General features: G+C 73.6%; 17 protein-coding genes. 8 read left to right on the top strand and 9 right to left on the bottom strand.

The window, feature by feature from the left end:
• Positions 1-39: 39 nt before the first annotated feature.
• Together GA0070607_RS02725 and hrpB are read left to right on the top strand one after the other, a co-directional pair.
• On the top strand, positions 40-240 hold the full coding sequence (locus tag GA0070607_RS02725; protein WP_089016744.1) for a DUF397 domain-containing protein: 201 nt from the start codon (positions 40-42) through the stop codon (positions 238-240).
• Positions 241-268: 28 nt separating this feature from the next.
• Positions 269-2,842: an ATP-dependent helicase HrpB gene (gene hrpB / locus GA0070607_RS02730; protein WP_089021611.1), complete on the top strand. Its 2,574-nt coding sequence runs from the start codon at positions 269-271 to the stop codon at positions 2,840-2,842.
• A gap of 6 nt (positions 2,843-2,848) precedes the next feature.
• Here hrpB and GA0070607_RS02735 read toward each other — a convergent pair whose 3' ends face one another.
• A complete protein-coding gene (locus GA0070607_RS02735) occupies positions 2,849-3,574 on the bottom strand; it encodes a PP2C family protein-serine/threonine phosphatase (RefSeq protein WP_089016745.1) in 726 nt (241 codons plus the stop codon).
• A gap of 258 nt (positions 3,575-3,832) precedes the next feature.
• On the opposite strand from GA0070607_RS02735, the gene GA0070607_RS02740 reads away from it, so the two are divergent.
• From GA0070607_RS02740 to GA0070607_RS02750, 3 genes are all read left to right on the top strand, one after another.
• Complete coding sequence (locus tag GA0070607_RS02740) at positions 3,833-6,442, top strand: glycoside hydrolase family 9 protein (RefSeq protein WP_089016746.1); 2,610 nt, start codon at positions 3,833-3,835, stop codon at positions 6,440-6,442.
• 211 nt (positions 6,443-6,653) lie between these two features.
• Complete coding sequence (locus GA0070607_RS02745) at positions 6,654-7,634, top strand: hypothetical protein (RefSeq protein ID WP_197701230.1); 981 nt, start codon at positions 6,654-6,656, stop codon at positions 7,632-7,634.
• A gap of 56 nt (positions 7,635-7,690) precedes the next feature.
• Complete coding sequence (locus tag GA0070607_RS02750; protein WP_231930767.1) at positions 7,691-8,971, top strand: MFS transporter; 1,281 nt, start codon at positions 7,691-7,693, stop codon at positions 8,969-8,971.
• Here GA0070607_RS02750 and GA0070607_RS02755 read toward each other — a convergent pair.
• The 5 genes from GA0070607_RS02755 to GA0070607_RS02775 form a co-directional block, all read right to left on the bottom strand.
• On the bottom strand, positions 8,947-9,204 hold the full coding sequence (locus tag GA0070607_RS02755) for a UBP-type zinc finger domain-containing protein (RefSeq protein WP_089016747.1): 258 nt from the start codon (positions 9,202-9,204) through the stop codon (positions 8,947-8,949). The two genes, GA0070607_RS02750 and GA0070607_RS02755, sit on opposite strands and share 25 nt — an antisense overlap.
• The gene (locus GA0070607_RS02760; protein ID WP_089016748.1) at positions 9,201-10,775 is read right to left on the bottom strand and encodes a Na+/H+ antiporter; all 1,575 of its coding nucleotides are present in this window, start codon (positions 10,773-10,775) and stop codon (positions 9,201-9,203) included. The genes GA0070607_RS02755 and GA0070607_RS02760 overlap by 4 nt, the downstream gene beginning before the upstream one ends.
• 38 nt (positions 10,776-10,813) lie before the next feature.
• Complete coding sequence (locus tag GA0070607_RS02765; protein ID WP_089016749.1) at positions 10,814-11,779, bottom strand: TIGR03885 family FMN-dependent LLM class oxidoreductase; 966 nt, start codon at positions 11,777-11,779, stop codon at positions 10,814-10,816.
• Between the two features lie 108 nt (positions 11,780-11,887).
• Positions 11,888-13,300: an NADP-dependent succinic semialdehyde dehydrogenase gene (locus GA0070607_RS02770; protein ID WP_089016750.1), complete on the bottom strand. Its 1,413-nt coding sequence runs from the start codon at positions 13,298-13,300 to the stop codon at positions 11,888-11,890.
• A gap of 12 nt (positions 13,301-13,312) precedes the next feature.
• The gene (locus GA0070607_RS02775; RefSeq protein WP_089016751.1) at positions 13,313-13,576 is read right to left on the bottom strand and encodes a DUF6343 family protein; all 264 of its coding nucleotides are present in this window, start codon (positions 13,574-13,576) and stop codon (positions 13,313-13,315) included.
• A gap of 206 nt (positions 13,577-13,782) precedes the next feature.
• Between GA0070607_RS02775 and GA0070607_RS02780 the strand changes: the two genes are divergently transcribed.
• Positions 13,783-14,634: a GDSL-type esterase/lipase family protein gene (locus GA0070607_RS02780; RefSeq protein WP_089016752.1), complete on the top strand. Its 852-nt coding sequence runs from the start codon at positions 13,783-13,785 to the stop codon at positions 14,632-14,634.
• Between the two features lie 28 nt (positions 14,635-14,662).
• Here the strand turns inward: GA0070607_RS02780 and GA0070607_RS02785 are convergent, their stop codons facing one another.
• The 3 genes from GA0070607_RS02785 to GA0070607_RS02790 all read right to left on the bottom strand — a co-directional run bounded on the left by GA0070607_RS02785 (position 14,663) and on the right by GA0070607_RS02790 (position 16,569).
• Complete coding sequence (locus GA0070607_RS02785) at positions 14,663-15,418, bottom strand: EcsC family protein (protein WP_089016753.1); 756 nt, start codon at positions 15,416-15,418, stop codon at positions 14,663-14,665.
• Between the two features lie 49 nt (positions 15,419-15,467).
• The gene (locus tag GA0070607_RS32700) at positions 15,468-15,614 is read right to left on the bottom strand and encodes a hypothetical protein (RefSeq protein WP_167627088.1); all 147 of its coding nucleotides are present in this window, start codon (positions 15,612-15,614) and stop codon (positions 15,468-15,470) included.
• A gap of 106 nt (positions 15,615-15,720) precedes the next feature.
• A complete protein-coding gene (locus tag GA0070607_RS02790) occupies positions 15,721-16,569 on the bottom strand; it encodes a peptidase M23 (RefSeq protein ID WP_089016754.1) in 849 nt (282 codons plus the stop codon).
• Positions 16,570-16,989: 420 nt separating this feature from the next.
• Between GA0070607_RS02790 and GA0070607_RS02795 the strand changes: the two genes are divergently transcribed.
• Both GA0070607_RS02795 and GA0070607_RS02800 read left to right on the top strand, forming a co-directional pair.
• Complete coding sequence (locus GA0070607_RS02795) at positions 16,990-17,910, top strand: proteasome assembly chaperone family protein (protein ID WP_089016755.1); 921 nt, start codon at positions 16,990-16,992, stop codon at positions 17,908-17,910.
• Between the two features lie 37 nt (positions 17,911-17,947).
• The gene (locus tag GA0070607_RS02800; protein ID WP_089016756.1) at positions 17,948-18,745 is read left to right on the top strand and encodes an exodeoxyribonuclease III; all 798 of its coding nucleotides are present in this window, start codon (positions 17,948-17,950) and stop codon (positions 18,743-18,745) included.
• Positions 18,746-18,759: the final 14 nt, after the last annotated feature.

Below are 18,759 nucleotides of genomic sequence, written 5' to 3' on the forward strand. Positions count from 1 at the left end.
CGCGTCTGCGGCACGCCGACAAGACGAGAGGTATCGCGGATGACGGCACACGACCTGACCCCGGCGGACTGGCGGACCAGCACGCGCAGCAGCGGCAACGGCAACTGCGTGGAGGTCGCGACAGCCGACGGTCAGGTCGCCGTCCGGGACAGCAAGGACCGGTCCGGTCCGGTGCTCGCCTTCGACGCGTCGGCCTGGCGCACGTTCCTGCACGGCGTCGGCGAGGTCCGCCCCAGCTGAGCCCCCGGGGCCGGTGCGAGACTGGGCCGTGCTCTCCGACGTAACCCTGGACCTGCCGGTACGCCCGGTGCTGCCGGCGCTGGTCGCGGCGCTCGACGCGGCCGGCGCCGGTGTCCTGGTGGCCCCGCCGGGCACCGGTAAGACGACCCTCGCGCCGTTGGCCGTGGCCGACCGGGTCAGCGGGCGGGTCGTGATCGCGCAACCCCGCCGGGTGGCCGCGCGCGCCGCCGCCCGGCGGATGGCCGAGCTGCTCGGCGAGCGGGTGGGCGACCGGGTCGGCTACGCGGTACGCGGCGAGCGCCAGGTCAGCCGTGCCACCCGGGTGGAGGTGGTCACCACCGGCCTGCTGGTCCGCCGGCTGCACCACGACCCGGAGCTGCCCGGCACGGGCGCTGTGCTGCTCGACGAGTGCCACGAGCGGCAACTCGACGCCGACCTCGCGCTGGCCTTCGCGGTGGAGGCACGGGCCACCCTCCGGCCGGACTTGTGGTTGCTGGCGATGTCCGCCACGCCGGACACGGACCGGTTCGCCGCGCTGCTCGGCGGAGCCGATCCGGCCCCGGTCGTCCGGGCCGAGTCGCCGCTGCACCCGGTGCAGCGGATCTGGGCGCCGCCGGCACGGCCGATCGCCCCGCCCGGGGGCGGGCCGGTGGACCGAGCCCTGCTCGACCATGTGGCGGCAACCGTCCGGCGGGCGCTGCGCGAACGCGACGGCGACGTGCTGGTCTTTCTGCCCGGGGCCGGCGAGATCGCGGCCGTCGCCGGCCGGCTGGCCGACCTGCGGGACACCGTCGCGCTGCTGCCGCTGCACGGCCGACAGCGCGGCAGCGAGCAGGACGCGGCCCTGCGCCCGGCTGATCGACGCCGGGTGGTGCTGGCCACCGCGCTGGCCGAGACCAGCCTGACCGTGCCGGGCGTGCGGGTGGTGGTGGACGCCGGGCTGTCCCGGGTGCCCCGCACCGACCTGGCCCGTGGGCTCGGTGCGTTGATCACCGTGCCGGTCTCCCGGGCCGCCGCCACCCAGCGGGCCGGCCGGGCCGGACGAGAGGCCCCCGGGGCCGTCTACCGCTGCTGGTCCGCGGCGACCCACGAACGGCTGCCCGCCCGGCCGGAGCCGGAGATCGCCACCGCCGACCTGACCGGCTTCGCGCTGGAGTTGGCCGCCTGGGGGCGGCCGGACGGCGTCGGGCTCGCACTGCCCGACGCGCCGCCGCCGGCGGCGATGGCGGTGGCCCGGGACACGCTGGCCACCCTGGGCGCGGTCGACGCGGACGGCCGGATCACCGGGCGGGGGCGAGCCATCGCCGCCGCCGGGGCGCACCCACGGTTGGCCCGGGCGCTGCTCGACGGCGCCGGTCGGATCGGCGCCGACCGGGCGGCCGAGGTCGTGGCCCTGCTCGCGGAGGAGAGCGCGGCCGGCCCGGGCGACGATCTGGTCGCCGGCTGGCGTCGGCTGCGCGCCGGGGTGGACGCGGGCGCGACCGCCCGCTGGCGGGCCGAGGTGCGCCGGCTGCGAGGTGCCCTGCCCGCGAACTCCCCCGCGCAGGGCAGCGCCGCCGCCGGTGCGGCCGGCCGGACGGGCGGTCCGGAAGCCAGCGGGCGCGCCGGCTCCGGTGGGCTCACCGACGACCTGGCCGCCGGGCTGCTGGTCGGATTGGCGTACCCGGAGCGGTTGGCGAGGGCCCGGCGGCCGGGCGGTTCGGCGTACCTGATGACCGGTGGGACCGCCGCGGAGCTTGCGGCGGGGTCGGGGCTGACCGGATCGGACTGGCTGGCGGTGGCCGTGGCGGACCGGACCCCCGGCGCGCCGTCGGCGCGGATCCGCCGGGCGACGCCGCTGGACGAGGCGACGGCCCGGGAGGCGGCCGGCCCGCTGCTGTCCACCCGCCGGGAGGTCGGCTGGTCCGAGGGGGACGTGGTGGCCCGGGAGGTGACCCGGCTCGGGGCGATCCTGCTCTCCGAGCGCCGGCTGGATCGTCCGGACCGGTCGGACGTGGCGGCGGCCCTGCTCACCGGCCTGCGTCAGGACGGGCTGGCGCTGCTGTCCTGGTCGCCGGCGGCCCGGGCGCTGCGCGAGCGGCTGGCGTTCACCCGGCACCACCTCGGCGCACCGTGGCCGGACGTCAGCGACGAGGCGCTGCTCGCCGCCGCGCCGACCTGGCTGGGCCCGGAGCTCTCCGCCGCCCGGCGCCGCGCCGACCTGGCCCGGGTGGACGTGGCCTCGGCGCTGCGCCGGCTGTTGCCGTGGGCGCAGGCCGCCCAGCTTGACGAGCTGGCCCCGGAGCGCATCGCCGTGCCGAGCGGTTCCCGGATCCGGGTCGACTACAGCGACCCGGCGGCGCCGGTGCTGGCAGTGAAGCTGCAGGAGACGTTCGGCTGGCCGGTGGCCCCGCGCATCGGCGGCGGCCGGGTGCCCGTGCTGCTGCACCTGCTCTCCCCCGCCGGCCGGCCGGTGGCGGTCACCGCCGACCTGCCGTCGTTCTGGCGCACCGGCTACCCGCAGGTCCGCGGCGAGCTGCGCGGGCGCTATCCCCGACACCCGTGGCCCGAGGACCCGACGACCGCGACGCCCACCCGGCGCGCCACACCGCGCCGGCGCTGAGGCTGGTTACTCCTCCACCACGTCGGCCACCACGACTGTGACGTTGTCCGGCCCGCCGGCGTGCAGTGCCAGGTCGATCAGCTTGCCGGCGCAGGCGGCCCGGTCCGGGTAGCCGGTGAGCACCTCGGCGAGGGTGTCCGAGCGGACCACGTTGGAGAGCCCGTCGCTGCACAGCAGCCACCGGTCGCCGACCCGGGGCACCATCGTCGCGTACGACGGGGAGACATCGTCGCCCTGCAGCGCCTGGGTGACCACCGCCCGGCGCGGGTGGCTGCTGGCCTGGTCCGCGGTGATCACGCCCTGGTCCACCAGCATCTGGACGAACGTGTCGTCCCGGGTCACCTGTTTGAGCACTCCCTCGCGGAGGAGGTAGGCCCGCGAGTCACCGACGTGCGCAAGGGCGAGGCAGCTGCCGGTGCGGGCGAAGAGCAGGGCGGTCAGCGTGGTGCCCATGCCCTGGCGCTCCGGGTCCTCGGCGACCGCCTGCCGGATCCGGGTGGTGGCCAGCGCGATGCCACCCTGGAGCGCGGCCACCAGGGCGTCCTCGGGGGTCTCCACGTCCAGAGGAGCGACCGCGTCGATGGTGAGCGCGCTGGCCAGGTCGCCGGCCGCCATCCCGCCCATGCCGTCGGCGACGGCGACGAGCCAGGTCCCGGCGTGCAGGGCGTCCTGGTTTCCACTGCGGATCAGCCCACGGTCGCTCGTTCCCACGGAACGTAGCTTCAGGGTCATGGGAGGCAGCCTGCCAGGCGAAGGGCGCAGTTGTCTCTAGGAGATCAGGACGACGGCGCGTGGCGCGGCCAATCTCACGTGTCCGCCCCGGCGCGGCGTGGCGCCCCGGCCGGCCGCCCGCCCTCGTCGAACGCCACAACCCATCCAGTCAGATCAATTGACACGACGCACCGACGCTGGAAACATCGAGCCGATACTTGGGAGCGCTCCCAGGTTCCCGCCACCACCGTCCCGCATCCCGTCCCGGAAGGACTCCCCGTGACGCCATCCCGACGCCGCCTCCTACTGGCCGCGGCGACCACCCTGGCCCTCACCGGCGCGGGCGCCGGCGCGGCCTCCGCCGACCCGCCACCGGACGCCCCCGAACAGATCGACAACGGCGACTTCAGCGCCGGTGTGAGCCCCTGGTTCTCCTACGGCACCGGCGCGCTCGCGGTGACCGACGGCCGGCTCTGCACCACCGTCCCGGGAGGACTGGCCAACCCATGGGACGCCGGCATCGGCCAGGACGGCGTGCCGCTGATCGCCGGCGCCGAATACACCCTCGGCTTCACCGTGTCCGCCACCCCCGGCGCCGCGGTCAAGGCCGTCCTCCAACTCGGCAGCGCCCCGTACACCACGTACGCCGCCGTCGACGCCACCGCCACGGGCACCGCCCAGCGGGTCGAGCAGACCTTCACCGTCCCGGACGACAACCCCGGCGCCCAGCTGATCTTCCAGGTCGGCGGCGCCACCGAGACGCAGACCGTCTGCCTGGACGACGTCTCGCTACGCGGCGGTGAGCCGCCCGAGCCGTACGAGCCGGACACCGGGCCGCGGGTGCGGGTCAACCAGGTCGGCTACCTGCCCGGCGGGCCGAAGAATGCCACAGTGGTGACCGAGGCCACCGAGCCACTGCCCTGGCAACTGCGCTCGGCCGCCGGCGCGGTCCTGGCCAGCGGCACCACCACCGCGCGCGGCGTGGACGCCGCCTCCGGGCAGAACGTGCACACGGCTGACTTCTCCGGCTACCGCACACCCGGCACCGGGCTCACGCTCACCGTGGACGGCGAGACCAGCCACCCGTTCGACATCTCGGGCACCCTCTACGACCGGCTGCGCGCCGACTCGCTCCAGTTCTTCTACGCCCAGCGCAGCGGCATCGCCATCGACGGCCACCTGATCGGCGACGAGTACACCCGGCCCGCCGGCCACCTCGGGGTCGCGCCCAACCAGGGCGACACCAACGTGCCCTGCCAGCCGGGCGTCTGCGACTACTCCCTGGACGTGCGCGGCGGCTGGTACGACGCGGGCGACCACGGCAAGTACGTGGTCAACGGCGGTATCGCCACCTACCAACTGCTGAACACCTTCGAGCGGACCAGGACGGCGGTCACCGCGGCCGGCGGCGCCGGCCTCGCCGACGGCACGCTGCGGGTCCCCGAGCGCGCCAACGGCGTGCCGGACATCCTCGACGAGGCCCGCTGGGAGCTGGAGTTCCTGCTGCGCATGCAGGTGCCGGCCGGCAAGCCGCTCGCCGGAATGGCCCACCACAAGATCCACGACCGGAACTGGACCGGGCTGCCGCTCGCCCCGCACGACGACCCACAACCGCGCGAGCTGCACCCGCCGTCCACCGCGGCCACGCTCAACCTGGCCGCCACCGCCGCGCAGTGCGCACGGCTCTACGCGCCCTACGACGCGGCGTTCGCGGCCCGCTGCGGCACCGCCGCGACGACCGCCTACGCCGCCGCCAAGGCACACCCGGCGGTGTACGCCAGCCCCAGCGACAGCACCGGCGGCGGCGCGTACGACGACACAAACGTCACCGACGAGTTCTACTGGGCCGCGGCCGAGCTGTACCTGACCACCGGCGCGCAGGCCTACCTGACCGACCTGACCGCGTCGCCGCACCACACCGGCGACGTGTTCGCCCCGCAGGGATTCGGCTGGCAGGGCACCGCCGCGCTCGGCCGCCTGGACCTGGCCACAGTGCCGAACGGGCTGCCCGCCGCCGAGCTGACCCGGATCCGCGCCTCGGTCACCGCCGCCGCCGACGCGTACCTCGCCGAACTGCGCCGCCAGGCGTACGGGCTGCCGATGCCCGGGGACGAGAGCAGCTACTTCTGGGGCGCCAACAGCAACATCATCAACAACGCCGTAGTGCTGGCCACCGCGTTCGACCTGACCCGCGACGCCACCTACCGCGACGGCGCAGTGCAGGCGATGGACTACGTGCTCGGGCGCAACGCGCTGAACATCTCGTACGTCACCGGGTGGGGCGAGCACGCGGCGGAGAACCAACACAGCCGGATCTTCGGCCACCAGCTCGACCCGAACCTGCCGCACCCGCCCGCCGGCTCCCTCGCCGGTGGCGCGAACGCCGCCCTCCAGGACCCGTTCGCGGCGCAACTGCTCGCCGGCTGCAAGCCGATGTTCTGCTACGTCGACGACATCAACTCGTACGCGACAAACGAGGTGGCGATCAACTGGAACTCGGCGCTGGCCTGGATCGCCTCGTTCCTGGCCGACCAGGGTGACGCCGGCGCGGTGCCGGCCAGCACCTGCGCGGTGCGCTACACCAACTACGGCGCCTGGCACGGCGGCACCGGGTTCACCGCACAGCTGACCGTCCGCAACACCGGCACCACCACAGTCAACGGCTGGACCGTGCGGTTCGCGTTCACCGGCGACCAGCGGGTGCGCGAGGCGTGGCTGGCGAAGGTGACCCAGGCCGGTGCGACGGTGACCGCGCGCAACGAGTCGCACAACGCCCGGATCGGGCCCGGCGGCACTGTGACGTTCGGCTTCAACGCGACGACCACCGGCGGCGCGAACCCCAACCCGGGCCTGATCACGGTCAACGGAGCGGCCTGCTCGGTCACCTGATCCCGCACCCCCTCTCCTTCGAGACGAGCGGTGCGCACGCTTCGATCCCAGTGTCGAAGCGTGCGCACCGAGGCGAGGGTTCGCCAGGGCTGACGGTCGTCATCGCCGGTGCCGCCGCCCGAAGGGCGCTGTCGAGCTGATGACCTGAACGGCTCGCAGAGCTCGCGAAATCCGGTGGACCCGACCCGCCGCAGGGGCCATGGTGATGGCCATGGATGGCGGCGACCTGACCGACGCGGAGCGTCGCGTGTGGGCGGCGATGCCAGCGGGCACCAGGACGGCGCTGGCCGGCCTACCCGCCGCGGACCTGCGGACCATGCTGCTGACCGTGTCCCGCGACCGCGCCGCCACCGCACGCCCGCCCGATGTGATTCGTCGCTGGCGCGAGGACCGCTTCGTCCGCCCGGCCGGCGCTGACCCACGAGCGCTCGCTCAGGTCGAGGCACGCATGTGGCAACTGCTGCCGGCCGACGTCTCGGGAGTGGAGTTGTCGCCGGTCGTGCCGGTTGGCACCTGCTCGGTGGTCGCACCGGTCAGCCAGAACAGGATCGTCACCACCATGCGCGCCAGCGAGGTGCTGAGCGACCCCACCAACGCCCTCGCCATCGAAGCCGCCGTGCGCCGCCGCCGGAGTGACGAGGTGCACCTCGCCGCTGCCCATCGGGTCCTGCGGGCGCAGGACTTCGGTCCCGGCACGTCCGCGCACTTCCGGCTCTTCGCCCTGGTGTCCAGCGCCCCCGACGCCGGCTCGGGCGTCACACAGGCCCGGCTGCTGATCCGGCACCTCACCTATTGGCGGACGGTCCTCGCCGAACTGGCGGCTACGGCCGCGCCCCGGCTGCACGTCACGGTCTTCGACGACCAGGCGGTCCGGGAGCGGCTGACCGACACCGTCCGCCCGGCACTCGACGGGAGCACTGTGCCGCTGGTGGACGAGCCGGAGCGCGAACGGGGCCGCGGTTACTACACGGGTTGTGCCATCCGGATCACCCTCCAGGGCGGCAGCGTGGAGGTCGGCGACGGCGGCCTCACCGATTGGACCGCACAGCTGAGCGGCAACGCCAAGGAGCGCTGCCTCGTCTCCTGCCTCGCCACCGAACGCCTCGTCCAGTGCGCGGACCGCCGAGCCGACGCGGCACACGCAGCCCGGGGAGGGCAGACACCCGACGAACGCTTCAGAGCTGGGCTGTGACGAGCGCCGCACCGCGAGGGGCGTCGATGCGCATGCGTCGATCCTAGGGTCGAGGCGTGCGCATCGAGGCGAGTATTCGCGGGCACTGGCGGGCGTTGTCGCCGCTGCCGCCGCCCGGTCGGCTGCGCACCCTGTCGCTGGCCACCCTCGCCAACACGGTCGGCACCGGGCTGTGGGTGGCCGGCGCGGCGCTCTACCTCACCCGCGCCGTCGGGCTGAGCCCGACCGAGGTGGGGCTGGGTCTCACCCTCGCCGGCCTGGCCGGGCTCACCGCCAGCGTGCCGCTCGGCGCGCTGGCTGATCGTCATGACCCACGGACCCTCCGGGCCGTCCTGCAACTGGCGCAGGCGGTCGTCGCCACGGCGTACCTGCTGGTCGGCTCGTTCCCGGTCTTCCTGCTGGTGGCCGCACTGGACGCGCTGCTGGTCTCCGGCAACCTGGCGGTCCGCGCCGCGTTGGTCGCCGCGGTCGGCGGCCCGGAAGGGCGGGTGCACGCCTTCGCCACCCTGCGCGCGGTGGCCAATCTGGGCGTGGCGCTCGGCGCCGGGCTGGCCGCGTTCGCGCTGGTGGCGGACACCGGGTGGGCGTACCGGTCGCTGGTGCTCGGCAACGTCGCGACCTACCTGGTGTCCGCGGCGCTGATCATGCGGCTTCCGTCGTATCCGCCGGCCCGGCGGCCTCTCCGGCCGGGACCCGGCCTTGCGCTGCGGGACGGGCCGTTCCTCGCCGTCGCCGGGGCCTCCGCCGTGCTCTCGCTGCACTGGTTGGCGCTGACGCTGGTACTTCCGCTGTGGGTGGTGACCCGCACCGACGCGCCACCGGTGACGGTGTCCGCCGTGCTGCTTGTCAACACACTGCTCACCGTGCTGCTCGCGGTACGGCTGAGCCGGGGTGCCCGGCACGCGCTACCGGCGGCGACGACGATGCGCCGTGCCGGGCTGGTGCTCGCGGCCGGGATGCTGCTCTGGGCCGCGAGCGGCGCCGTGCCCACCGCGGCGGCGGTGGGCCTGCTGCTGGGCGCGACCGTGATCTACACCCTGGGCGACCTGTGGCATGCCGGCGCCGGGGCGGCATTGGCGTACGACCTCGCCGCCCCGGACGCCATCGGCGCCTACCAGGGGGTGGACGCTCTGCTCGCCGGCCTGACCCGCGCGGCGGGACCGGCGCTGCTGACCTGGCTGATCCTCGACGGCGGCCCGATCGGCTGGCTGGTCCTGGCCGGGCTGCTCGCCGTCACCGGCCTGGCAGTGCCACCGCTGACCCGACGTGCCCTGGCGACTCGCGCCGGCCCGCCCCGTCGCCCGGCCGACGATCAGCCGATCTCCTCGTCCACGTAGCACCAGCGCCAGGTCTCGCCGGGCTGCACCGAGCGGATCACCGGGTGCCCGCTGGACTCGAAGTGCTTCGTCGCGTGCTGGTACGGCGACGAGTCGCAGCAGCCGACGTGCCCGCAGGCCAGGCAGGCCCGCAGGTGCACCCAGTCGGCGTTGCCGATCGCGACGCAGTCCGGGCACGCCTCGGTGTTGCCGACCTCCACCGCACCGGCGTCGGTCAGGTGCTGGCAGCTCACTTGTCGACCTCCTGCCGCAGCAACGACTCCTCCAGGTCCAGGTCACGATAGGCCCGCACCAGCACCTCCTCAGGGATCCGACCGGCGTCCCGGGCATCCCGAAAGACTGTCCGCTCGGCGTCGATCATCTCTTGTCGCAGTCGACCGTACGCCTGGGACGGGGTTTCCCGCTCGGTGCCACCGAGCCGCTCCCAGGCCAGGTTCGTGCGGTCCTCCACCAGCCGGCGTAGCCGGTCCACCACCGCCGCCGGAGCGCCGTCGGCCAGCTCGTCGAGGCGGTCCCGGGCAGCTCGGCTGGCCTGCTGCTGCACTCCGGCGGCCGACAGCGCGTCCTGCACCGGGTCGTCCTGCGGCAGCTTCAGCCGGCGGGCGACGAGCGGCAGCGTGGCGCCCTGGCCGACCAGGGTGACCACGATCACCGCGAAGGCCAGCCAGATGAACAGCGCCCTCGGATACGGCTTGTCGTCGGCCAGGGTCAGCGGCAGAGCCAGCGCGGCGGCCAGCGTGACCACGCCCCGCATCCCGGCCCAGCCGATGACGATGGGGAACTTCGGCGACGGGGCCGGATCCCGGCGACGGATCCGGGGGACCAACCGGGCCAGGTAGGTGGCGGGGAAGACCCAGACGAACCGGGTGAGGAAGACCGTGGCGAGCACGGCCAGGGTGATCGCGGTGAGCGAGCCGAGCGGCTCGTTCAGGTCCCGCAGCACGTCCGGCAGTTGGAGCCCGACCAGGAGGAAGACCAGCCCTTCCAGCAGGAAGCGGGCCAGCCGCCAGAACGCGCCGACCTGCAGCCGGGAGGCGGCCGAGAGCAACCGGGGCAGCTTGTGGCCGAGCACCAGTCCGGTGACCACCACCGCGACGACTCCGGAGGCGTGCGCCTCCTCGGCGCCGAACACCACAGCGAATGGGATGATCAACGACAAGGCGTTGTCCAGCAGCGGATCGTGGATCCGGCGGTGCAGGAAGCCGAAGACCAGCGCGCCGAGCACACCGATCAGGATGCCGCCGCCGGCGGAGCGCAGGACCTCGAAGGCGACGTCGGCGCTGCCGACGGCCAGACCGGTGGTCGCCAGCGTCGCGATTCGGAGCAGCACCAGCGCCGTCGCGTCGTTGACCAGGCTCTCCCCCTCGAGGATCGTGACCACCCGGCGGGGCAGCCCGACCCGCCGGGCGACGGCGGTGGCGGCCACCGCGTCCGGCGGCGCGACCACCGCGCCCAGGGCCAGGCAGATCGCGAACGGCACCTGCGGCAGCAGCAGGTGCAGCACGAGGCCGACAACGAACGCGGTGAACAGCACCAGCCCGACGGCGAGCAGCAGGATCGGCCGGATGTTGTTCTTGAACGCCGGCACCGAGGTCTCCAGCGCGGCCACGTAGAGCAGCGGCGGCAGGATGCCGACCAGCACCAGCTCCGGCTCGAGGTGGACCTGCGGGAAGCCCGGCACGAAGGAGAGCGCCAGGCCGAGTACGACCAGCAGGATCGGCGCGAGCAGACCGAGCCGGCGGGCCAGCGCCGCGCCCAGGGTGGCGATCGCCAGGAAGACGACGACCGGAAACAGGCTTTCCATGGGACAGAAGCCTAGGGGTCCCAGCTACTGGACCCTGATCAGCCGGTCCGGCGCAGCTTCGGCAGCACCTCGGTGCCGAACGCGTCGATGAACCCGCGCTGTTCCTTCCCGACGTGGTGCAGGGCGATCTGGTCGAACCCGAGGTCCGCGTACTCCTCCAGCCAGCCCACGTGCCGACCCAGGTCGGCCGAGACGTTCACCACCTGCGCGACCCGTTCCGCCGGCACGTCGGCCGAGACCGCGTCGAAGTGCTCGACGGTCTCCAGATCCCAGCAGACCGGCGGGGCGAAGACGTTGCTGCGCCACTGGTCGTACGCGAGCGCCTCGGCCTGCGCCTGCTCCGGCGCCCAGCTGACGTGCACCTGCAGGTGCAGTGGGCCGCGCCCGCCGGCGCCCCGGTAGGCGTCGATCATCTCGCGCAGGTGCGCCACCGGCGCGTTCACGGTGATCAGACCGTCCGCCCACTCGGCGCACCAGCGGGCGGTGGCCACGCTGACCGCGGCGCCGACCAGCGCGGGTGGCTGCTCGGGCCGGGTCCACAGCCGGGCGCGGTCCACGCGGACCAGGCCGTCATGGCTGACCTCCTCGCCGGCCAGCAGCGCCCGGATCACGTCGACGCACTCGCGCAGCCGGGCCGCGCGTACGTCCTTGCGCGGCCACGGGTCGCCGGTGATGTGCTCGTTGCTGGCCTCACCGGTGCCCAGCGCGGCCCAGAACCGGCCCGGGTACATCGCGCCGAGGGTGCCGATCGCCTGCGCGATGATCGCCGGGTGGTAGCGCTGGCCGGGGGCGTTGACCACGCCGAACGACATGCCGGTGGCCTGCAACGCGGACCCCAGCCAGGACCAGGCGAAGCCGGATTCGCCCTGCCGGGCGCTCCACGGGGAGAAGTGGTCGGAGCACATGGCGGCGTCGAAGCCGGCCCGTTCGGCGTGCAGCACCGCCTCCAGCAGCGCGCGAGGGTGGATCTGCTCATGCGAGGCGTGAAACCCGAACACCGTCATGGGCGCACTTCCTACCCACAACACCACCCACTGATGCGCGCAAGGAAGGGCCCCCTGTTAACGCCTGGCGTTGTACAAGGGACCCTTCCTAACAACTTCGGCGCCCCGCTACTCGGCGTGCGCGCCGGCGCCGGCCGAGGCCGCGCCCTCGCCCACCCAGACCGTCTTGGTGTTGCAGAACTCCCGCATGCCCAGCGCTGACAACTCTCGGCCGTAGCCGGAGTTCTTCACACCACCGAACGGCAGCTCGGGAAACGAGGTGGTCATGCCGTTGATGAAGACGTTGCCGGCGTCCAGGTCGGTGGCGAAGCGTTCCTGCTCGGCCTCGTCCCGGGTCCACGCGTTCGAGCCGAGCCCGAAGGAGGTGCCGTTGGCCACCTCGATCGCCTTCTCGTACGACGACACGCGGAACAGGCCGGCGACCGGGCCGAAGACCTCCTCGCGCCACATCCGCATCTCCGGGGTGAGGTCGGTGACCACCGTCGGCGGGTAGAACCAGCCGTTCCCGGCCGGCAACTCGCCGCCGCAGAGCACTGTCGCGCCGTTGTCCACCGCGTCGCGTACCTGGGCGTGGACCTCGTCGCGACCGCGCTGACTGGCCAACGGTCCCACGTCGGTGTCCTGGTCCATGGGGTCGCCGACCCGCAGGGCGGACATGTTCGCGGCGAACTTCTCGGCGAAGGCGTCGAAGACGTCGGTGTGCACGATGAACCGCTTGGCCGCGATGCAGGACTGGCCGTTGTTCTGGCAGCGGGCGGTGGTGGCGACCTCGGCGGCCCGGTCGATGTCGGCCGAGGGCATCACCACGAACGGGTCACTGCCGCCCAGCTCGAGCACGGTCTTCTTCAGCTCCCGTCCGGCGATCTGGGCGATGGAGCGGCCGGCGGGCTCACTGCCGGTGAGCGTGGCGGCGCGTACCCGGGGGTCGCTGAGGATCCGGTCGACGGCCTCCGAGCCGACCAGCACGGTGGTGAACGCGCCCTCCGGGAAGCCGGCCCGGCGGAACACGTCCTCCAGCAGCAGCGCGGTCTGCGGCACGTTCGAGGCGTGCTTGAGCAGGCCGGTGTTGCCGGCCATCAGCGCCGGCGCGGCGAAGCGCATCACCTGCCAGAGCGGGAAGTTCCACGGCATCACCGCGAGCACCGGACCGATCGGTTGGTAGCGGATGAACGCCCGGGTCGCCGTCACCGCCTTGGCGTCAGCCGGCTCGTCGGCGAGGAACGAGGGTGCCTGGTCGGCGTAGAACCGGCAGGCCGAGGCGCACTTGGTCACCTCGGCCTGTGCCGCGACGTACGTCTTGCCCATCTCCTGGGTCATGATCCGGGAGATCTCGTCCCGGTCGGCCTCCAGCAGGTCGGCGACGGCGTGCATCCACCGCGCGCGCTGGTCGACGGTGGTCTCGCGCAGTTGCTGGTACGCGAGGTCGGTGCGCTCGATGGCGGCGTCGAGCTGCTCGTTGGACATCGCTTCGAAGGTCTTGAGCACCTGTCCGGTGGCCGGGTTGGTGGTGGCGATGGGCATCTCGTCCTCCTGTCACTCGAACAGTGAGTGCCGGACGCCCGGCTGCTCGCGGCGGCGGGCGGCGCGGCGGCGCTGGATCACGACCAGGTCGACCACGGCGACCACGGCGAAGATCGCGCAGAGCACGCCGAGCCAGGCCAGGTCGGCCCAGAACGCCAGCACCGCGAAGAGCACCATGATCACCAGTCCGAAGCCGGCGAGGGTGAGCCGGAGGTTCAGCGCGCTGTACGCGTGGCCGACCGTGCCACGGGCGCGCCGGGGCTGCGATCTCGTCATACCTGACGACCTACCCCAGATCGCCAGCGTTAACCGGTCGGAGGCGGGACAGGGGTCGGACGCCCGGGCCGTGGCCCAGGCTCATAGCACTCCGGAGGCGGCCGCACCGCACTCTGCCGCATACCCGACAGCAACTTCCCGACAAACCACGTCCTGCGCATAGAGTTACCGCGCTGTCGCTCTGTGCTGCGAAGACGGGGGATGTCATGCCTCGACGCTGGATCGCCGCCCTGGCCTGTCTCGCGGCGTTGGTCGCGCTGGCCTGCGAAGGCAGCGGCTCGGCGACACCCCGCCCGACCAGAAGCACCACGCAGCCCGGTGGCCCCGGTGGCATCGCCGCGCTCGGCGACTCGATCAGCACCGGATTCGCCTCCTGCCTGGTGCTCACCTCCTGCGAGCGCAACTCCTGGTCGACCGGGGACGGCCTGCGGGTGCGCAGCCTCTACCGACGGCTACTGGACCAGGACTCCGCGATCCGCGGCCGGACGTACAACCACGCCCGGTCGGGGGCCCGCGCCGACGCACTGGAGGGCCAGGCCAAGGCTGCGGTACGCGACCACGCCGACTACGTCACCGTGCTGATCGGGGCCAACGACGTCTGCCGGGGTGCGGTCGACGCGATGACGCCGGTGGCACAGTTCCGGGCCGACGTCGACCGGGCCCTGCGGGTGCTGCGGACCGGCCGACCGAAGGCCCGGGTACTGGTCGTGAGCATTCCCGATCTGTACCGGCTCTGGGAGGTCGGGCACGGCGACTCGCGGGCGGTGCGCGCCTGGCGGCGCGGCATCTGCCCGGCCCTGCTGGCCGACGCGACCTCGACGGCACCGGCGGACCGTGCCCGCCGGGCCGCCGTCCGCGAGCGGATCGACGCCTACAACGCGCAGTTGGTGGCCGCCTGCCGGGCGTACGGGTCGCGCTGCCGGCACGATGGCGGCGCCGTGCACAGGATCCGGTTCACCCTGGACCTGCTGAACCCGCTGGACTGGTTCCACCCCAACGCCGGCGGACAGGGCCGGCTCGCCGAGGTCACCTGGCGCGCCTCGGGCCTGGCCGACTGACCGGCCAGTCGCGCCCGCGAGCGGCCGGTCAGGGGTGACGGGGCTCCGGCACGGCGGCGCCACGCGGACGGTAGAGCGCACGGGAACGCTCCGCGAGATCCCTGGTGGCCGACGAATTGGCCCAGGTTCCGAGCACGATCGCCGCGCCGGGCACGATCTTGGCCACCATCCGCTTGGCCGCCCGGACGCCGGCCATCTGGGCCAGCCGCACGCCGAGCCGCAGCATGACGTGACCGAGTGGACGCTGGCCGCCCAGGCCGAAGAGCGCGTCGGCGCGTTCCCGGCCGGCGGCCACCCCGAGCGCCAGTCGGGCGCTCTCGGCGACCTTGTGCACCCGCTGGAGCACCAGCAGGTCGGTGGCCCGGTCCGTGTGCAACGGGTCGACGTCGTACGCGGCGGCGATGTGCAGCACCATCCGCGCCTGTGTCCAGGCCAGCACACCGACATCGAGCACGGCGCCCGGCAGCCCGGCCGCGCCGGAGACGGCCCCGGAGAGGCGGGCCAGGTTGAGGAACTTGCGGGCCGCCTGGTCGGCCAGGACGTCGGCGGAGACACCGGGCTGATCCGCCCGGGCCCGGGCGGCCCACTGGGCGGCCTCCGGCCCGAGCCGGCGCACCGCCTCCAGGGCGAGGTGCTCCGGGGCGTACTGCGGATCCGCGCGCATCCGGTCCCACAGCCGGGCGGGCGGACCCTCGGGGGCGTCCACCGGCGGGACCGGCAGGTTGGTGGGCGGTTGGGGGGTGGGCGCTGCGGGCTGGCCGCCGGCGGGCGGGGTGTCGGTCACCGGGTCTCCCCAGGGGTCGGTACGGCGGGCGGGACGACCGGTGGAACGGTCAGCGGCGACGGTTGGACAGCCGGGCCGCCAAGCCCTTGAGCTTCTGCTGGTTGCCGGGCTTGGCCAGCTCGCGCCGACCCCGGTCGACCAGCTGCTGCCCCTTCGGTGATCTCAGGAACATGCTGATCCGCTGCATCAGTGACATGACGTCCTCCTGTCGGCGATCCCTCTGTCATGTGTACCCCGAACCCGCAACGGATGTACCCGGGACCCGACAGGCTCAACCCCAACCGTCCATAGTGGCCGGTAGGTTACCGCCCGGCCGGCACGATCGCGTCGACGACCCTGTTCGCCCGCCACTCATGCTGCTGGTAGTGCTCGGGGTACGCGGAGACCTGCACCGCCTGGGCGGCGTCGGTGAGCCGCATCTGCTGCCAGCCGGGCACCTGCTCCAGCGCGCTGAGGAACTGCCGGGTGGCGAACTCGGGGTCCATCAGCCGGCCCACCGGGCCCCAGCCACTGCTGGAGCGCTGCTGGAACAGCCCGACGGAGTCGTGGTCCCAACCGACGCCCTGGTGCGGGTAGTCCTGCGACTCCGGCAGCACGCCGCTGGCCACGTTGTACAGGTTGCTCTCCTGCATCGCGGTGGCCACCGCGATCACCAGGCCGCGGCGGGGCACGCCCATCTTGCGGCCGGTGCGGACGATCGCCTCGGCGTTCTCCATCTGGTCCTCGTCCAGCCCGGCGACGGGAGCCGGGTCGGTCGGCCGCGCCGGGGCGGCCTTGCGCGCCGACCGGGTGGTGTCCGGGTCGGCGGCGGACGGGGTGGCGGCGGGGGTGGCCGGGACGGCGGCCCGGTCGAGGCCACGGGAGGCACGCTGCTGCTCGGCGCGCTGCACCAGCTCGGAGCTCCCGGCGAGCGAATCGCGGGCCACCGGGCCGGCGCTCTCGTCGCTGATCTGCACGGCGGCGGCCAGGCCGAGGCAGCAGACCACACCGGTGGCGAGCGCCACCTGCGCCCGGCGTCGACCCGTCAGCTCCCGGGCGTACGCCCGGAGCCGGCTCGCGGCGGTTGTCCGTTCGGCTGAGGTGCCATCCTCCATATCGGCAGTGGGCCTGCTCGGGGCGTACGGGTCGTCGAGGGTGCCGTCGTCACGCATCAACCGAGGCTAGGCAGGCACCAACACCGATCACGCACGGTGATCACGTGGCGCTCGCCACAGATCGGGGCCATTCTGGTGGACGACCGGGGCGGGTCGACCCGCCCGGGGAATGGACCTCGCGTACCGGATGAAGCCGGCGCGGCACGCAGGCCGGCACGGCCCGCGACAAGGACGGACATCGGGCCCCGACCACCGACATGATCGACAAACTCGGCCTTTGGGCCGAACCGCCCTCGGCCGATCGGTCAGCAAGGCCAACCTGGCGGCGTAATCGGGTGATTGGTCCGGTCGCGCCCATCCACCGGGCGACGGATCGCCCGGAGCAGGAATGCACCAGGATGGCGGGTACGTTGCCCGAACCGGGTGCCGTCCGTCGCGTCGGCATCCCGTAGGCACATTCCAGGGAGGTCCGCACCGGTGCTCGACCCACACGAGCTCTACCAGCTCACCGACGATCTGCCCGACCTCGGGCAACCGGTCATGATCCAGGCCCTCACCGGGTTCGTGGACGCCGGCAACGCCAGCCGGCTGGCCCGCGAGCAGCTGCTCACCTCGCTGGAGAGCCGGCCGATCGCCACCTTCGACGTGGACCAGCTCTTCGACTACCGCTCGCGGCGCCCGGTGATGACCTTCGTCGAGGACCACTGGGAGAGCGTCGACGCGCCCGAGCTCGAGCTGCACCTGCTGCACGACGACGACGAGACGCCGTTCCTGCTGCTCACCGGCCCCGAGCCGGACCTGCAGTGGGAGCGTTTCGTGGCCGCCGTCGCCGGGCTCGCCGCCCGGCTGGACGTCCGGCTCACCGTGGGGTTCAACTCGATCCCGATGGCGGTGCCGCACACCCGGCCGACCGGGGTGACCGCGCACGCCACCCGACCCGAGCTGATCGCCGGGTACGAGCCCTGGCTGCAACGGGTCCAGGTGCCCGGCAGCGTCGGTCACCTGCTGGAGTTCCGCCTGGGCGAGCAGGGCCGTGACGCGCTCGGCTTCGCCGCCCACGTGCCGCACTACGTGGCGCAGACCGAGTACCCGGCCGCAGCCGAGGTGCTGCTCACCTCGGTGTCCCGCAGCACGGGCCTGCTGCTGCCCGGCGACGGACTGCGCTCGGCCGCCGAGGTGGTCCGGGTGGAGATCGACCGGCAGGTCGCCCAGACCGAGGACGCCGCCGCCCTGGTCCAAGCCCTGGAGGAGCAGTACGACGCGTTCGCCCGGGGCCGCGGCGAGAAGAACCTGCTCGCCCCGGACGCCGGCCCACTGCCGACCGCCGACGAACTCGGCGCGGAGCTGGAACGGTTCCTTGCCGAACAGACCCGTCCCGGCGACACCCCGGGGAGCTGACCCGGCGTCGCGGGGGCGGATGCGGCAGGCTGGAGCCATGCGCCTGGCAACCTGGAACGTGAACTCGGTGAAGGCCCGGCTGCCCCGGCTGCTGGAGTGGCTGGCCGGCACCGGGCCGGACGTGGTCTGCCTGCAGGAGACCAAGTGCCCGGACGGCGCCTTTCCGGTGGCCGAGGTGGGCGAGCTGGGCTACACCGTGGCCAGCCACAGCGACGGCCGGTGGAACGGCGTGGCCATCCTGTCCCGGGTCGGCCTGGCCGACGTCCGGGTCGGGTTCGCCGGCGAGCCCGGCTTCCCCCAGCCGGAGGCCCGGGCCATCTCCGCCACCTGCGACGGGGTGCGGGTCTGGTCGGTGTACGTGCCCAACGGCCGGACGCCGGACGACCCGCACTACGCGTACAAGCTTGCCTGGTTCGCGGCGCTGCGCGACGCGCTGGACGCGGAGCTGGCCGGCGGCCTGCCGCTGGCCGTCTGCGGCGACTTCAACGTCGCCCCGACCGACGCCGACGTCTGGGACCCGACAGTGTTCACCCACTCCACCCACGTCACGCCGGCCGAGCGGGCGGCCCTCGCCGCGCTGCGCGATCTGGGGCTGAGCGACGTGGTGCCGACCCCCATGAAGGGGCCGCACCCGTTCACCTACTGGGACTATCGCGCCGGGATGTTCCACCAGAACAAGGGCATGCGGATCGACCTGGTGTACGCCTCGGCGCCGTTCACCCGGGCGGTCCGCTCGGCGTACGTGGACCGGGAGGCCCGCAAGGGCAAGGGCCCCTCCGACCACGCCCCGATCGTGGTCGACGCCGATCTGGTACCCGTCGTCGAAGCGTTCTGAGCCTGGTTAGGGTG

It is taken from the genome of Micromonospora coriariae (genome assembly GCF_900091455.1).
GTDB classification, from domain to species: domain Bacteria; phylum Actinomycetota; class Actinomycetes; order Mycobacteriales; family Micromonosporaceae; genus Micromonospora; species Micromonospora coriariae.

Coding starts and splice junctions, on each gene's coding strand:
- GA0070607_RS02775 (WP_089016751.1), bottom strand. CDS start 13,576: ATGACGAGATCGCAGCCCCGGCGCGCCCGTGGCACGGTCGGCCACGCG.
- GA0070607_RS02790 (WP_089016754.1), bottom strand. CDS start 16,569: ATGCGTGACGACGGCACCCTCGACGACCCGTACGCCCCGAGCAGGCCC.
- GA0070607_RS02745 (WP_197701230.1), top strand. CDS start 6,654: ATGGATGGCGGCGACCTGACCGACGCGGAGCGTCGCGTGTGGGCGGCG.
- GA0070607_RS02770 (WP_089016750.1), bottom strand. CDS start 13,300: ATGCCCATCGCCACCACCAACCCGGCCACCGGACAGGTGCTCAAGACC.
- GA0070607_RS02735 (WP_089016745.1), bottom strand. CDS start 3,574: ATGACCCTGAAGCTACGTTCCGTGGGAACGAGCGACCGTGGGCTGATC.
- GA0070607_RS02800 (WP_089016756.1), top strand. CDS start 17,948: ATGCGCCTGGCAACCTGGAACGTGAACTCGGTGAAGGCCCGGCTGCCC.
- GA0070607_RS02725 (WP_089016744.1), top strand. CDS start 40: ATGACGGCACACGACCTGACCCCGGCGGACTGGCGGACCAGCACGCGC.
- GA0070607_RS32700 (WP_167627088.1), bottom strand. CDS start 15,614: ATGTCACTGATGCAGCGGATCAGCATGTTCCTGAGATCACCGAAGGGG.
- GA0070607_RS02760 (WP_089016748.1), bottom strand. CDS start 10,775: ATGGAAAGCCTGTTTCCGGTCGTCGTCTTCCTGGCGATCGCCACCCTG.
- GA0070607_RS02765 (WP_089016749.1), bottom strand. CDS start 11,779: ATGACGGTGTTCGGGTTTCACGCCTCGCATGAGCAGATCCACCCTCGC.
- GA0070607_RS02780 (WP_089016752.1), top strand. CDS start 13,783: ATGCCTCGACGCTGGATCGCCGCCCTGGCCTGTCTCGCGGCGTTGGTC.